Here is a 14,644-nt window from a genome sequence, read left to right on the forward strand (position 1 = left end):
AACTTAAACCGTTGCTGCAACAGGTTCTACCCCTGGTAATATTAATTTTAGCCGGCTTGCTAAGCGGTCCCGGACAACCACCCGGGTTCAATCATAACTGTTGCGTTTTGTAACTTATTCCGGGCCGAGTGCCCTTTAAAGCAGCTTAAAGTAAAAAAAATAACCTGATCCAGGTTTTTAAGCCGGTGTTATATAATGTCACAGTGTACCATCGCACTTTATCCATTATATTTCTTTCTGATAGCTTCCCAGCTCATCCCGCTGTGCGCGTCCTTGGCCATTTTAGGCGCCAGTGAAGCATCTTTGCCGTAAATGCCCAAAGCAAAACTGGTGATAAAAGATAGATTTACCCCGCCTCCGCCACCGCAGGCAAAGGGGACGGAAATACCCTCCCGCTGCAAGGCGTCGGAAATTTGTTTAAAAACTCCCATAGTGGTGGTCAGGTGCGCGGTGCCGCACAGCAGGTCGGGCTTGTGCTCCCGCACGGCTTGAACCACCCGGTCCACCGGTACATCTTTACCCAGGTCGATAACTTCAAAACCGCTGGCTCTGAGCAAGACATTGACAATTTTCTGCCCGAGGTCGTGGATATCACCTTCGGCCGTATGGGTAACGACCAGCCCGCGTTTGCGGACGGGGCAGCCGAGCTTGTTTTCACATATTTGCAATCCAACCAGCATGGTATCCGAAGCCAGTAAAGTTTGCGGCAGATAGTAAATCCCCTCGTCCCATAGCCTGCTAACCTCATTCATCCCTTTTAACAACCCGTGATAGATAACCTCTACCGGATCAAGCTCGCGCAGCGCGGCATTCACAACTTCTTCGATGTTTTCCGTATCGCCGAGAATAACGCTTTCCAGAACTTTCTGGATGGCCGTATTTTCACCGGCCACCCTTTTGATGGAGTAATAAGGACTTTCGGTAACCAGGTCATAACGAACAAAGATCCTGGAATAATCTTTAACCGTCATAGTGTTTTCTCCTTTCAACGGTCTCTTTTTCCCGGCTGTTTTCAGGTGTCAGGCTGAATTTGGCAATTTTCCTGTAAAGTGTATTCCGGCTGATGCCCAGTATGGCTGCGGCCCTGGAAATATTCCAATGACAGGAGTCCAAAGTGTTTTTGATCAGAGCGGCTTCGGCATTTTTCAGTTTATCCGTTTTTTCAAGCTGCCCGGCCTCCATTAAATTGGGATTATATATTCGGGACGGTAAATGTTCAGGTACCAGAATATTTGTTTCAACCAGGTGCAGCGCCTGTTCAATAACATTTTCCAGTTCCCGGACATTCCCGGGCCAGCTGTATCCGGACAGGCAGTTATAAAATTCGGGCGTAATTGTGGGGGCCGCCTGACCTAAACGGCGGCTGATCTTTTCCACAAAGTACTGCACTAAATACGGTATATCTTTAGAGCGCTCGCGCAGGCCGGGTAGGTTGAAGGTAATCACATTTAACCTGTAATATAAATCCAGCCTGAAATTACCTTTGTCCACTTCTTCCGCCAGATTTTTATTAGTGGAAGCAATTACCCTGGTATTGATCTGAATGGCTTTTTGCCCTCCGATTCTGGTTACCTGCCGTTCCTGCAAAACCCTTAACAGGCTGGTCTGGATATCGAGCGGCATATCACCGATTTCATCCAAAAATATGGTTCCCCCGCTGGCCAGTTCAAATTTTCCCGGCCTTCCCCCCCGGGCGGCGCCGGTAAATGCCCCATCCTCAAAGCCAAACAGCTCGCTTTCCACCAAATCCCTGGGAATGGCGCCGCAATTAATGACAATAAACGGCCCTCTGCTGCGGCCGCTGGCATTATGGACAGCCTGGGCAAAAATTTCTTTTCCGGTGCCGCTCTCCCCCAGCAGCAGAATTGTCGAACAGCTCCTGGCCACTCTTTTGGCGCGTTTGATCAGCGCATGCAGCTGCGGGTCGTTGCCGATAATATCGTCAAATACCATGGTGGCCTGCGCTCCCACCATTTTATGAACCAGCTTATGTACGGTATCTATTTCCTTTAATGTCGCTATCATCCCCGTAATATTACCGAAGGCGTCTTTTATGGGCTTGGCCGTAGAGGTAAAACGCGTTCCCCCCAGGGGCGTTTCCAGATAAAACTCTCGGTCGAGATACTCCCGCCCCGTAGTTATTACATCCAGCAGCGGAAATTCCTTGCCAAAAATAACCGAGGCGTGACCGCCAATGCATTCCTTTCTGTCCACCTGCAATATTTTAGCTCCCACCGAGTTTAACTGGGTTATCCTTTGATTGGCCTCAATGGCAATTAGCCCTTCATTCATGGTTTCAATAGCGGCGGTAACTTTATTGTAGGCAATTAATAATTCATAAGAAGTTTTTTGGCTGATTAAATGATTTTCTATGGCCTTAACCGCTGCGACTACCATGCCCAAAGTATGCGGGTGGACATTGTGGTATAAACCCACAATGCATAATACGCCCAGCAATTCCTGCTCGGGGCTAAAGATGGGAGCGGCGGACGTGGTGAAATCATGCATGACTTTGCAATAGTGCTCGCTGGCGGTTATTTGGACCGGTTTTTTTTCAAATAAGGCGGTTCCGATGGAATTTGTCCCGGCGATGGCTTCTCCCCAATGGGAGCCCAAATCATGGCACAGGTGTTTGGTGCGGTGTTGAATGACCGGGTCCCTTAGCACATCAAGAATCATACCCTGGTCATCCGCCAGGCAGACCAGGGAATCCGTGCCTTTGACAAAACTGTACAACTGGGACATGAAAGGAATCGCCGCATCAATTAGTTTTTTCCTGCGTTTAATACGCTTTTCAAGCTGCTGGGAGCTTAATAAGCGCAGCTCACCCAACGGGGCGTAGGGATCCACCTTCATCCTCAAACAACGGTGCCAGGAATTGGCCAGCAGGGGCCTGATAACATATGGCTCGATTTCAAAGCTATTGATAAATTTTTCCCAGGACCGGTAAATCCTTTTTATTTTGCGCTCAACAGGTCCGGCCTTAAAATAATTTTCATAATCCGGATTCATCACAGCAACCAACCTTCCCTCTCTTTTTAATATTTACAGGTAGTGTTTGCTGTCCAAATTTTAAAAATTTTGCAATAATTTTATTGCTGCTGGCGGCTGCCTATCAATTGCCTGAATTAGTTAATTCTTTTAAGGAGGATACCATTTTGATGGCATATTTAATGGCGTTGTGCGCGTTCGGGGAGTAACCGTCGGCCCCCCATTTTCGGGCCAATTCTTCAGTAAGGGGGGCCCCGCCGACCATTATTTTTACGGAAGGGTTTTTTTCCTTGATTTTTTGGATTATTTCAACCATGCCGTACATAGTGGTGGTCATCAAGGTGGAAATGCAAACAATTTCGGAGTCGGTGCGTAATTGCTCTTCCACAAACCTATCCAGCGGCACATCGCGCCCCAGGTCATGCACTTGAAACCCGGCGGCATCAAACATCATTTTGACGATATTTTTACCGATATCATGAATGTCCCCCTGCACTACGCCAATAACAATCTGCCCGTTGACGACCGGTTTGCTTTTTTTTAAGTGCGGGCGCAGCACGCTTAATCCCGCATACAGCGCATCGGAGCACATCAGCATTTCGGGAACAAAATATTCCCCGCTTTCATAAAGCCTGCCGACCTGCTCAATCCCCGGCACCAGGCCGTTCATAATTGATTCGTAAATATCCAGGCCGTATCTTAAAACATTTTCGGCAGCCTGCACAACTATTTCTTCATCATACATAATAACTCCCTTTTTCAGTTTGGCCCAGATCATCTCCTTGGGTAATAAACCATTCACAGAGCATGCTCCCTCCCCGTCATCTTAACATCAGCTTTGAGAGAATGAGCCGGTGTAAATTGCTCTATATCCGGCTTTCCCAACCAAGCAATCACTGTTCACACATTAAAGACATGAATACCCCGGAACATAAGCAGCACCGGGGTCAAGTTTATTAAATTACCAGTTGATCATACTAATCATCGTCGCCTAAGGTTAATGTGATTGATGTGGGGGAAAGTTTAATGATGAGAACTTTTCTAAAATATGGATGAAGGTCTTTAGTAAAAATATTCTACCCTTATGGCGAGATTCCTTTTTATTTTTTTAAAGTTAGGCCTTTTGAACGACTAATTTTCAGTTGTTCCGAAACTTTTTTCCGACACTATATGCTGTCAACTAAAGATTCCTCAACGAACTAACCATATTAATAGCATCTTTTAAAGCATTATTGGCATCCTTGGCGTACCCGTCGGCCCCAAACCGGCTGGCCACGTCTTCACTAAGCGGGGCGCCGCCGACCATAATTTTGCAATTAGGGTTTTTCTCCTTGATTTTTTTAATAATCTCGGGCATGCCAACCATAGTAGTGGTCATCATAGCCGACAGGCAGACCAATTCCGATTCGGTTTTCAATTGTTCCTCCACAAATTTATCCAGTGGAACATCCCGGCCCAGGTCATGCACTTCGAACCCGGCCACGTCAAACATCATTTTAACTATATTTTTGCCAATATCATGCACGTCACCCTGCACCACACCCATGATTACCTGTCCCTTGACCCGCTGGTCCCCCTTTTGCTTCATATGGGGCTTTAAAATGTCCAACCCGGCATACATGGCGTCGGCGGCCAGCAGCATTTCCGGCACAAAGATCTCTTCAATTTCGTACAACCGGCCAATTTCCTCAATACCGGCAACCAGGCCGTCAAAAATAGCTGTTTCCGCATCTATTCCTTCGGCCAAAGCCTCATTGGCCGCAGCAATCACCTTGTCATTATCATATTCCAATACCCCGTCCCTTAATTTGGTCAAAATTTCCTGCTCTTTGCTCATTGGCTCTCCTCCTGTTCATATTTTGGTATTATTAATTAACAGCTGGATTGAATTACTCTGATTCCAAGACTTCCACTTCTATAAGTGGGAGTTCCTATTTTTACTTCAGGCGGGGTGGAATCCCCATCTGAAGCCTCGATGTTCAGCTTTAGCTGATCGAGTTCACTGGCCGCAAAACTTTTCCCGCTCAGCGCTCCACCGCCTTAACGGCTTCCACAATGGCCGTCAGGTTCACGGTTTTGGTGGCGGGGGGAACGGCGCAGCCCGGAGAAATCATGGCAAACCCTTTTTCAATATTTTCCAGAGTCTCCTGTACCACCCGTTCCGTGTCGCCCTGATAAAGTGTATTCACCGGGTCTATCGCCCCGATGAGCGGAGTGGTAATACCCTGGGCTTTAAACTGTTCAATGGCCGCCGGAGCATTCACCACCGGCTCAACGCTGATGGCCGCACACCCGGTTTGGGCCACATCTGATATAATGCGGTCCAATTTCCCGCAGACATGGATAATAACAGGCACACTGAACTTCTCCACCAATCTTTTTTCATAAGGCTGAGCCAGTTTGCGGTAGATGTCCGGGCTGATCATATCCAGGGAAGCCATCATATCCTCAATGACAATTACGTCGGCTCCGGCTTCAATCATAGCCTGGCCCAGCAGAGCCCCCGCTTTTTCGCCGGCTTCCACATAAGGGGCCAGGTTATCCGGTTTCCGGTAAGCTACCCGCAGCATGGCCGTTATTTCCAAAACCTGGCCGGCTATACTAAAGGGGCCGATAATTCCTCCCATCACGATCACTTGGTCACCAAGCTCAGCTTTTAAAAGGCGAATTCCTTCAAGCAGCTGCGGTATGCGTCCACGGTTCAAAAAATCATCCGGAAAATCCACGGCGTCTCCAACTTTATACGGGTGTATTTTGATGCTGGGTAAATCTTTTTTCCCTCCATCCTTAATCACCGCCCCCAGGGCTTCAGCCTCATGGGTTTGGCAGAACGGCAGCCTCACCGAGTCAAAACCCAATATTGAATAGCCGCCACCGGCCAGTTTGGCCATGGCCCGGGCATCGTAAAAAGCATCCGGCCAAAAAACATTTAACGCCTCCATTTGTTCATAGGTTGCATGCTGGCAAACGCTCACCACAGGCAACCGGTCCACCGCTTTACCTGTCAGGGCCGCCATAAAACGGTCACGGCTGGTCATTGCAGTCATTATTGATAAACCTCCTTATTTTTTCTTACTTCAGCAAGCAACTTCAGTGCCAAATTTGCCAAATATTAAATATTTTTAAAAAAATAGAGACAAACCACGCCATAATACAGCTTTTTTTAAAAGTAAGAAAACAGCACCGGAAGCACCGGCGCCGGCATTGTCCCAATTTTTTGTTAAATTATGTAGCAATTTTTTAATTGATCAATATAAGTACCGGGATAATTGCCTCAATAACACTGTTATGTAGCTGCACACCTGTGTTAAAGCCAATACTGTGCCTATATGTAACAGTGTTCCAACGCCCGCCCGGCGGCAAATGGCGGAATGGTTTGGGCAAAATCGTTCAGAGAGATGACGCTGGATATGGTGGGTTAACAAATAAAAGCGCCTAAGCAATGGTAATAATAGTAAAAGTGGCATTTCCGTGTTATAATCTTTTTACGAAAGGGGGTATATGCCCATGGAACCTGCGATTATTAAACTGGCCAACCTCGATCCGCTTTGGCCCCGAGTGTTGGAATCTATTCGCGCTGCCGTTCCAGAATTAAAAGCAGTCTTATGTTATGGTTCTCGGGTTGGTGGCTGTTCCACGAAGAACAGTGATTTTGATGTCATGATTATAACAGCGGAACAATGGCCATGGTCGAAGCAAATCAAGCTGGAACAAAATTTATCCCGGCGGGTGGGCAAAAACGTGGATGCCCGGGTTATTTCCGTTGAAGGGCTGCGTAATCTGCGTTTAATGGACCCCTACGTACATTTTGCACTGGCCACCGGCGTAATAGTAGGTGAAAGCGAAATTATATACGCGCATGCACCCCTTGCCCTGACCGGAATACGCAACATGTTGGAAAACGTTGAATTGGAACTGGATGACCTGGATATATATGAGGAACAAGATACCAGAATCGAGCAACTTCGCAAATGCGTACGGGACCTTATTGTTATTGGACAGATTCTTGAAGATGATTATTTAATTCAAACTTACCATGAAAAAATAAACAAGACCCTTGGGAATGTTGCCCCCGGCAACGAGACACAATTGAAGGAAATTGTAAGGAGTATGCTGGTAAAGATCAGGGGACGCATCGGAAGTATGGCCGCAAATGAAAGCGACCGGTACCTGGAGGCGATCATCAATGGTTAGCCGATGTGACGCAATAAAGAGAGCCGGTAAATTTATCGGTCTTGCTGCTGCGCATTTTGCTCTTTTCGGCCAGTCATTCAGGGAGGGTATGCTTTACGAAATGGAGGCCCGGGAAATAGTAAGACTAAGAAAACTAAACGACAATGAGATAACCCTTTTAGTCGAAACCGCCCGGGCACGCGGCACCAAGAAGATACATGATCATTTTGCCACGCCGGGCAAAACCCAAAGAGCCGGTTTAAATAAGAATAATCATGGCAACAATATAGACGCAAAATCATTTGCTGCTCAGGCAAGGTTCTTTTTAGAGGATGATTTCCATAGAAATATGCTTGAAAATCAGCAACTTGGGCTTTCCTACTATCTACGTATAGCTGCAGAAATGTATGCAGCTACAAATGCAAAGTAGTAGAGAAACTGTTGTTGATATGCATTTTAACCATTTTGCGGCATTTAAGGAACCGTAGGTTTCTAATGTACAGAAGTTTTTTATCCCCTACGTATCTATTTTATACAGTATAAAAGCAACTCCACTAATTATTTGGTTGATCAGTGAATATTTGTGTCTCTCCGTTTTTAATTTTGAATTTGCCAATAACCGTTTTACCATCAACAGCATACAGAGGAATTTCTCTAACGCTAGGAGTCTTACGCTGTAGTTCTAAAGCTTCCTCTGGCGTTTTGGGCATCGGCCCATTCAGATCAACAGATCGAACGTAACCGACAGTGCCGTCTACGCCAATCGCCTTAATTAGATCCGGTTCTGTGTTTGGAGAAGTGGCGTACAGTGCAGAACCATAAGTTTGACCATTCTCGTTCGTTGGATAGACGGGAGCAGGTGTTTGGTTTTTATTAGGGAAGATGTTAGCTATTTTAGTGCCAAAGCCAAGCATTACCACTGTTAAGCAGGCAACAAGGGTAACACCGATGATTATTATTTTTCCTATATACGACTTATACCACAATTTCGTTCTCCCCTTAATTAAGTGACTTTTGGGTTCTGGTATGTGATAAACTTAGCTATAAACTATATTATTGTACATACTACCTAACGCAGCAGAACGAATATTGAATATATAATAAAAGCCAGCGAAACACTCCCGAAAAGAGAATTATATGCTCTTTTTGGTACTATTTTTTACTTTAGCTCCATTGCCGCTACCGGGGCCATGATTTCCCTGGTGGAAGTTCCGGTGGCGTATTTTACGGAGGAGTGGAAATGGTCCAGGAAAAAGTCCACCATTGTAACATACTGGTGATGGCCCTGTTCGGCTCCACCGCTACTTTATCAAGCGGTGTCCTTTCCGGATTCCAGCTTTTTGATAAAAACATGTTCGACCTATTTGACTTTGTTTCATCTAATATTCTTTTACCGGTGGGTGGAATCCTTATTTGTATTTTTGTAAGCAGGAAACTGGGTGACAAACAGGTGATTGACGAGGCTTCAAACAGCGGAGCCCTTGGGAATCAAAGCCTCTTAAAGGTTTTCCTTTTTACCGTGCGCTATTTCGCACCCGCTGCAATATTACTCGTCTTACTGAATGGTTTAAACATTATCAGACTTTAAGCATAAAGATATAAAAAGTCAGGTTAAGGGGTGCCAAGGGGACGGGGTTGACAACATTTCAATGTTATCAATCCCGTCCCCTTGATATTTTGTAACCGAACCAGGCTGGAGCCATACGTTCCCTTGACACCCTTAGCTCTGAGCCGGTAATACCGGCTTTTTGTCATATTATGAAGCAACTCTATAATAACTCCATAAAACAATTTAAGTAATAAATTACATCTTTGTTTGTGGTGGTAGGGAAAATAGCTGTAGATCAGGTAAAAATTTAGAATTTCACCCGGTAATGCCGGCAGCTTGATCTCTTTACCGGAATACCGGAAAATAACCGGCCAATCAGCGTCAGGGGGCACACCTGCCGAAGGGAATCGGTCAGGGGACACACCTTCTCTTTCGGGTAAAGCTATTAGGGTCGAAGGTATGTCCCCAATTGATATTCCGTTGGGGACAGTATATCCCCAACGTATGAATGTCCCCAGCTTATGACCAGAATTAGGGATTAAAGTATAAAAAAGAGCATTAAGGGAACTGTTTGATCGCGCTTTTTTAACCGCATAATATGTTACAATTAAGATAGGTTATGCTTATGGAGGCTGCTAAATGGAATATCTGAAAGCATTAAGGGTTAATCTCAACCTGTTTGATATTACCAGTATTATTGATATTTTGATCGTAGCTTTTGTTTTATACCGGCTGATGATGCTGATCCGGGGGACCAGGGCCGTCCAGTTGATCAAGGGCATGGTGGTGCTGCTGGTTGCCACCGCGATGAGCAGTTTGCTGAATCTTAATACCGTGCACTGGTTGTTAAGGCAGACCATGACCGCGCTGGTAGTGGCGCTGCCGATTGTGTTCCAGCCCGAGCTGCGCCGCGCTCTGGAAAAAATTGGCGGAGGTAATTTCTTCGCCCGCCCCCTGACTCAAATGGCGGAAGGTGATTTAAGCGCGCTGATTAACGAGGTGCTGCGGGCGGTGCAGAAAATGTCCGCCACCAGAACGGGCGCGTTGATCGTGCTTGAGCGGGGCACCGGGCTTGAGGAATTTATTGACGCCGGGATCAGGGTGGACGGCCTGGTAAGTGCAGAATTGCTGGAGAATATTTTTATCCCCAAATCGCCGTTGCATGACGGTGCGGCTATCATCAGGGGTGACAGGCTGCAGGCCGCCGCCTGCGTGCTGCCGCTTTCCGAAAGCAGGGAGCTCAGCAGGGAACTGGGCACCAGGCACCGGGCCGCGGTCGGCCTGTCGGAACAATCCGATGCGCTGGCGGTGGTGGTATCGGAGGAAACCGGTAATGTATCCATGGCTGTGGAAGGCAGTCTTTACAGGCGTCTAAATGAGGCCGGCCTGCGGGAACTGCTGGTGGAGTTTTTGCAGCCGGGGCAATCTAAGAAAAAAGCCCTGTCTTCCTTTTGGCAGTGGAGGTGATGTTGATTGACCTTTAAGTGGCGAGATAATTCTGTTAGAATACTGGCGCTGTTTATTGCCGTCATATTGTGGGTTTACGTGACCAACGAGCAAAACCCGGTGACCGATATCAGCTACAATATTACGCTGGAGGCAAATCAGCCTGAAGGATATATTATCAAAGGCTTGCCCCGGACAGTCAATGTCAGATTCAAAGGAGTCCGGTCCGTGACGGGCACCTTGCAGAGGATGGATTTTTCAGCCCGCGTTGATCTTTCAGGCATCAGTGAAGTTGGCGAACAGCAATTTCCGGTGCAGATAACTTCGCCCCCGGGGGTGGAGGTGCTGCAGGTTACCCCTCAGACAGTCCGCCTGCAGGTTGATAGAATAGTAACTAAAAGTGTTCCCGTGGTGGTCAGCCTGAAAGGCAATGTAGCGGACGGGCAGCAGGCGGGCGAGCCGGTTTTAAAGCCGCCGGTGGTTTCCATCCGGGGGCCGAGTCAGGTTCTCGATGAAATCAATCAGCTGGGGGTAACTGTAAACGTCAACGGCGCTAAAGATACCCTGGAGCGGGTGGCATCCGTGGAAACGGGGGCGGAAGGCGTATCGGTAACTCCGGACCGGGTTGCCGTAACTATTCCGGTCATCCACGTACCGTCCAAAACCATACCGGTAAGAATCCGCTTAACCGGCGAGCCCGCACCGGGTTATACCGTCAGCGAAGTAACGTCAAACCCGCTCAGCGTGCAGGTTACGGCCAATGACGGGATATTAAACAGCATGACCGCCGTCAGCACTATGGCTGTCGACATTACCGGCGTTGCTTCGGACGTGGAAAAAGAAGCAGTTTTGCTGCTGCCGGACGGGGTTAAACAATTAAATCCGGAAAGTGTGCACATTATCGTTAAAATATCGCCGGTGGAAGATGAACAACAGCCTCCTCCCGAAAATGAGACTCCGCCTGAAAGCGACACCCAGCCGGAAACGCAGGGAAGGTCACAAGCAGGCCGTTAAAGGTTATAATGCATAATAGCGGGGGCATGCTCCAATCAAAGGAGGTATGTCCCCTTTCCTTAAAACGCATCCTTTGTAATTACAGGGGGTGCGTTTTAACTTTTATTAAGCAGCTGTCCGGCAGGGATTTGGCAATTATTAAAGAATACTGGTAAAAGTATACTGGAGGTTGACTCGATGAAACGATGGAATGGCTGGGGCGACGACAATACCGGCTATCCGCTGCCGCAACCGGCCCAAGCCTATCTGGAGCAAAAGCTGGGTCGGGGCTCCGCACCCCCGGACGTTGCCCTGGAAACAGCGGTGCGGCGGGTACCTGCCGCACCGCTGCCGGGGCATCCGCTGATCACCACCGATCCGGTTGACAGACTGCTTCACGCAGCCGGGCAAAGCCTGGGTGATTGGATCAACCTCAGGGGGGGGACGGTGCCGTGTTTCCCCGACGGGGTGGCTTATCCCTTAACGGAGGACGACGTGCGGCAGCTACTGGCGTATGCCCAAAAAACCGGGGCCATGGTGATTCCTTACGGCGGCGGGACAAGTGTGGTGGGTCATTTGAGCGCGCCGGAGGGGGATCGGCCGGTGCTTACCGTTGATATGGGACGGATGAACGGGCTCATCGAACTGGACCAGGACAACCACCTGGCCGATTTTCAGGCCGGAGTACGGGGTCCGGATCTGGAGGCGGCGCTGCGGGCCCGGGGCTTCACCCTGGGGCATTATCCCCAATCCTTCGAATACTCAACCCTGGGCGGCTGGGTGGCAACGCGTTCGGCCGGTCAGCTTTCTTTGGCCTACGGAAGGATTGAGCGTCTTTTTGCCGGGGGCAGGGTGCAAACCCCGGAAGGGGACCTGGAGCTGCCGGCCTTTCCGGCTTCGGCTGCCGGCCCGGACCTGAGGGATTTCATTTTGGGGTCGGAAGGCAAAGTAGGTATTATCAGCCGGGCTACCGTCCGGGTAACTGCCCTGCCGGAGCGGGAAACCTTCCTGGCCGCTTTTTTCCCGGGGCCGGACAGCGGTATGGCCGCGGTGCGCGCCCTGGCCCGTTCGTCTATGTCCCTGGCCATGCTGCGGCTCAGCTTGCCGGAGGAGACGGCCACCAACCTGGCCCTGGCGGGAGGCGGCAGGCTGATTGACCTGCTCAACCGTTATCTGGCCTGGCGGGGGGCGGGGCCGGACAAATGCATGCTTTTGTATGGAGCCGTCGGCGGCGGCAAAGAGGTTAATCGCGCTCTGCGCCGGGCTGCGGTGATAATCAAGGAGCACGGGGGCGTCCCCGTGGGCGCCAGGCCCGGGCATGAATGGCGGAAAAACCGCTTCCGCGTGCCGTACCTGCGCAACGTGCTGTGGGAAAAGGGCTATGCGGTGGACACCCTGGAGACGGCCACAACCTGGAGCCGGGTTGAGCAAACCGTCGCAGCAATTGAGACTGCCCTGCGAGACGGATTAAAGGAGAGCGGGGAGCAGGTGCATGTTTTTACCCACCTGTCCCATGTTTACCCGCAGGGGTCAAGTATTTATACTTCCTATCTGTTCCGCATAGACGCCGACCCCGGCGAGACGATGCGCCGCTGGCAGCTGCTTAAAGGGGCGGCCAGCCGGGCTATAGTACGCTGCGGGGGCACCATCAGCCACCAGCACGGGGTGGGTTTGGATCACCGCTCTTATCTGGCTGCTGAAAAAGGAACGTTGGGGCTGGAGATGATCCGTTCTGTTTGTAAGACCGCAGACCCGGCCGGCATAATGAACCCGGGCAAGCTGGTGCCCTAAAAGGGGTGGTTTGATGCTGGAACGGGAACAAATAATAGCCAGGCTGGGCCAGCCGTGGGATGTTATTGTAATCGGCGGCGGCATTACCGGGGCGGGGGTGCTGCGGGAGGCCGCCGGGCGGGGCCTGCGCTGCCTGCTGCTGGAGCAGCGGGACTTCGCCTGGGGGACTTCCAGCCGCTCGGGCAAACTGGTGCACGGCGGTTTGCGCTATCTCAAACAGGGGCAGGTAAAGACTACCTGGCATTCGGTGCGGGAGCGCGACAAACTGCTGCGGGACCGCGCCGGCCTGGTTGAGCCCGTAGGGTTTTTAGTCCCGACCTACCGCGACCGGCCACTTGATCCGTTTTTAATCGGGGCCGGCCTGACTATCTATGATCTCATGGCCGGGCGGCGCAGCCGGCGCCGCTATAAGCCCGGTGAGATTGCCTTAATCACGCCGGGACTCAATAACCAAGGTTTAACGGGCGGGCTGTGGTATCTGGACGCCCGCACGGATGACGCCCGGCTGGTTTTGCGGGTAATCCTGGAGGGGGTTGAACTGGGGGGGACGGCCCTTAATTATGCCCGGGTCGTCAAGCTGCTGCAAAACGCCGCCGGCTATGTGCGGGGAGCCGCGGTCAAAGATATGGTTTCAGGTCGGGAGATTGAAGTTGCCGGGCAGGTGGTGGTCAACGCCGCCGGCATCTGGTCCGGCGAGATTGGCGCCCGGGTGTGTAAAACCCCCGTGCTGCGCCCGCTGCGCGGCAGCCATTTGGTTTTTCCCCGCTGGCGTTTTCCCCTGGCCCAGGCAGTCAGCTTTCCGCACCCTGAAGACAGCCGCCCGGTTTACCTATTGCCCTGGGAAGGGGCCACCCTGCTGGGAACCACCGACATAGACCACCAGTTGGCACTGGAGCGGGAGCCGTTTATCAGTTGCGCCGAGGGCCGGTATTTGTTGGCCGGGGTGCGGAAGATGTTTCCGTCCCTCAACCTCACCGCAAGCGATGTGCTTTCCACCTTTTCCGGCGTCCGGCCTGTGGTGGGAACGGGGCAGAAAGATCCTTCCAAAGAATCCCGGGATCATGTGGTCCGGGCCGAAAAAGGATTGGTAACGGTAACCGGCGGCAAGCTGACCACTTTTCGCCTTCTGGCCCGGGACGCCCTGGCGCAAGCCGGCAAATGGCTGAAGTCCGCCCCGGGAATCCCGCCGGCACAAGGGCCCGGTAAAAGTTTGAATCAAGATCTGGCCTTACTAGCGGAACAGCTGGGCGGAAAGCGCGCCCTGCGGCTGGCGGGACGCTACGGACGGGCTGCGCTGCCGCTGGCGCGGGATGCGGCGGCGGGGGAGCTTGACCCTGTGCCGGGCACTGAAACAATGTGGGCTGAGCTGGGCTGGGCCGCCCGGCATGAAGGGGTGGTGCACCTGGAAGACCTGCTGTTGCGCCGGGTTCGCCTGGGCAACGTTACCGTGGAGGGCGGCTCACCTTTGCTGGGCCAACTGCGCCGGGTTGCGCAGCTGGCCCTGGGCTGGGATGATGCAAAATGGCAGGCGGAGGTTCGGCAGTACCTGAAATTATGGGACCAGGCTTACAGTCCCAGGTTGATCTCGTTAACCGCCGCTAAGACTCCCGCCTCTAAAGGCGGAGTTAAGCGGCGATAAACTCGAAATAAGTGCGACTAAGGTTCAGGTGGGGTCAAAACCCCACCTGAACCAAGTCTTTC

General features: G+C 50.8%; 12 protein-coding genes and 1 pseudogene. 7 read left to right on the forward strand and 6 right to left on the reverse strand.

All coding sequences use genetic code 11. The annotated features are described in order from the left end of the window. Positions 1-218 precede the first annotated feature (218 nt). The 5 genes from BM056_RS17865 to BM056_RS17885 all read right to left on the reverse strand — a co-directional run bounded on the left by BM056_RS17865 (position 219) and on the right by BM056_RS17885 (position 6,038). Positions 219-971, reverse strand: coding sequence for a cobalamin-dependent protein (locus BM056_RS17865; protein ID WP_092472940.1), 753 nt, complete (start codon positions 969-971; stop codon positions 219-221). Then, positions 961-3,012 (reverse strand): sigma-54-dependent Fis family transcriptional regulator, encoded by a 2,052-nt coding sequence (locus tag BM056_RS17870; RefSeq protein WP_238456533.1) that lies wholly within the window; start codon positions 3,010-3,012, stop codon positions 961-963. The genes BM056_RS17865 and BM056_RS17870 overlap by 11 nt, the downstream gene beginning before the upstream one ends. Positions 3,013-3,115: 103 nt before the next feature. Beyond that, entirely contained in the window at positions 3,116-3,793 is a 678-nt protein-coding gene (locus BM056_RS17875; RefSeq protein WP_337833523.1) for a corrinoid protein, read from the reverse strand. A gap of 378 nt (positions 3,794-4,171) precedes the next feature. Next, positions 4,172-4,828: a corrinoid protein gene (locus BM056_RS17880; RefSeq protein WP_092472944.1), complete on the reverse strand. Its 657-nt coding sequence runs from the start codon at positions 4,826-4,828 to the stop codon at positions 4,172-4,174. Between the two features lie 187 nt (positions 4,829-5,015). Beyond that, positions 5,016-6,038: an MtaA/CmuA family methyltransferase gene (locus BM056_RS17885; protein WP_238456530.1), complete on the reverse strand. Its 1,023-nt coding sequence runs from the start codon at positions 6,036-6,038 to the stop codon at positions 5,016-5,018. Between the two features lie 460 nt (positions 6,039-6,498). Here BM056_RS17885 and BM056_RS17895 point away from each other — a divergent pair, with 460 nt between their 5' ends. Further along, on the forward strand, positions 6,499-7,185 hold the full coding sequence (locus BM056_RS17895; RefSeq protein ID WP_092472948.1) for a nucleotidyltransferase domain-containing protein: 687 nt from the start codon (positions 6,499-6,501) through the stop codon (positions 7,183-7,185). Positions 7,186-7,432: 247 nt separating this feature from the next. Further along, positions 7,433-7,594, forward strand: a pseudogene (locus BM056_RS17905) (MerR family transcriptional regulator); the annotation flags it as partial. A 124-nt stretch (positions 7,595-7,718) separates the two neighbouring features. Here the strand turns inward: BM056_RS17905 and BM056_RS17910 are convergent. Beyond that, entirely contained in the window at positions 7,719-8,150 is a 432-nt protein-coding gene (locus BM056_RS17910; protein ID WP_092472950.1) for a hypothetical protein, read from the reverse strand. Positions 8,151-8,404: 254 nt separating this feature from the next. Here BM056_RS17910 and BM056_RS17915 point away from each other — a divergent pair, with 254 nt between their 5' ends. The 5 genes from BM056_RS17915 (at position 8,405) to BM056_RS17940 (ending at position 14,582) form a co-directional block, all read left to right on the forward strand. Then, entirely contained in the window at positions 8,405-8,752 is a 348-nt protein-coding gene (locus tag BM056_RS17915) for an SLC5/6 family protein (protein ID WP_092472952.1), read from the forward strand. A gap of 600 nt (positions 8,753-9,352) precedes the next feature. Beyond that, positions 9,353-10,180 (forward strand): diadenylate cyclase CdaA, encoded by an 828-nt coding sequence (gene cdaA, locus BM056_RS17925; RefSeq protein ID WP_092472956.1) that lies wholly within the window; start codon positions 9,353-9,355, stop codon positions 10,178-10,180. A gap of 6 nt (positions 10,181-10,186) precedes the next feature. Further along, positions 10,187-11,173 carry a CdaR family protein gene (locus BM056_RS17930; protein ID WP_092472958.1) on the forward strand — a complete coding sequence of 329 codons (987 nt, stop codon included), beginning with the start codon at positions 10,187-10,189 and terminating at the stop codon, positions 11,171-11,173. A gap of 177 nt (positions 11,174-11,350) precedes the next feature. Next, positions 11,351-12,943: an FAD-binding oxidoreductase gene (locus BM056_RS17935; RefSeq protein WP_092472960.1), complete on the forward strand. Its 1,593-nt coding sequence runs from the start codon at positions 11,351-11,353 to the stop codon at positions 12,941-12,943. 13 nt (positions 12,944-12,956) lie between these two features. Beyond that, positions 12,957-14,582: a glycerol-3-phosphate dehydrogenase/oxidase gene (locus BM056_RS17940; protein WP_092472962.1), complete on the forward strand. Its 1,626-nt coding sequence runs from the start codon at positions 12,957-12,959 to the stop codon at positions 14,580-14,582. The last annotated feature ends 62 nt before the right edge of the window (positions 14,583-14,644 follow it).

Source organism: Desulfotruncus arcticus DSM 17038, assembly GCF_900113335.1.
Lineage (GTDB): Bacteria > Bacillota > Desulfotomaculia > Desulfotomaculales > Desulfallaceae > Desulfotruncus > Desulfotruncus arcticus.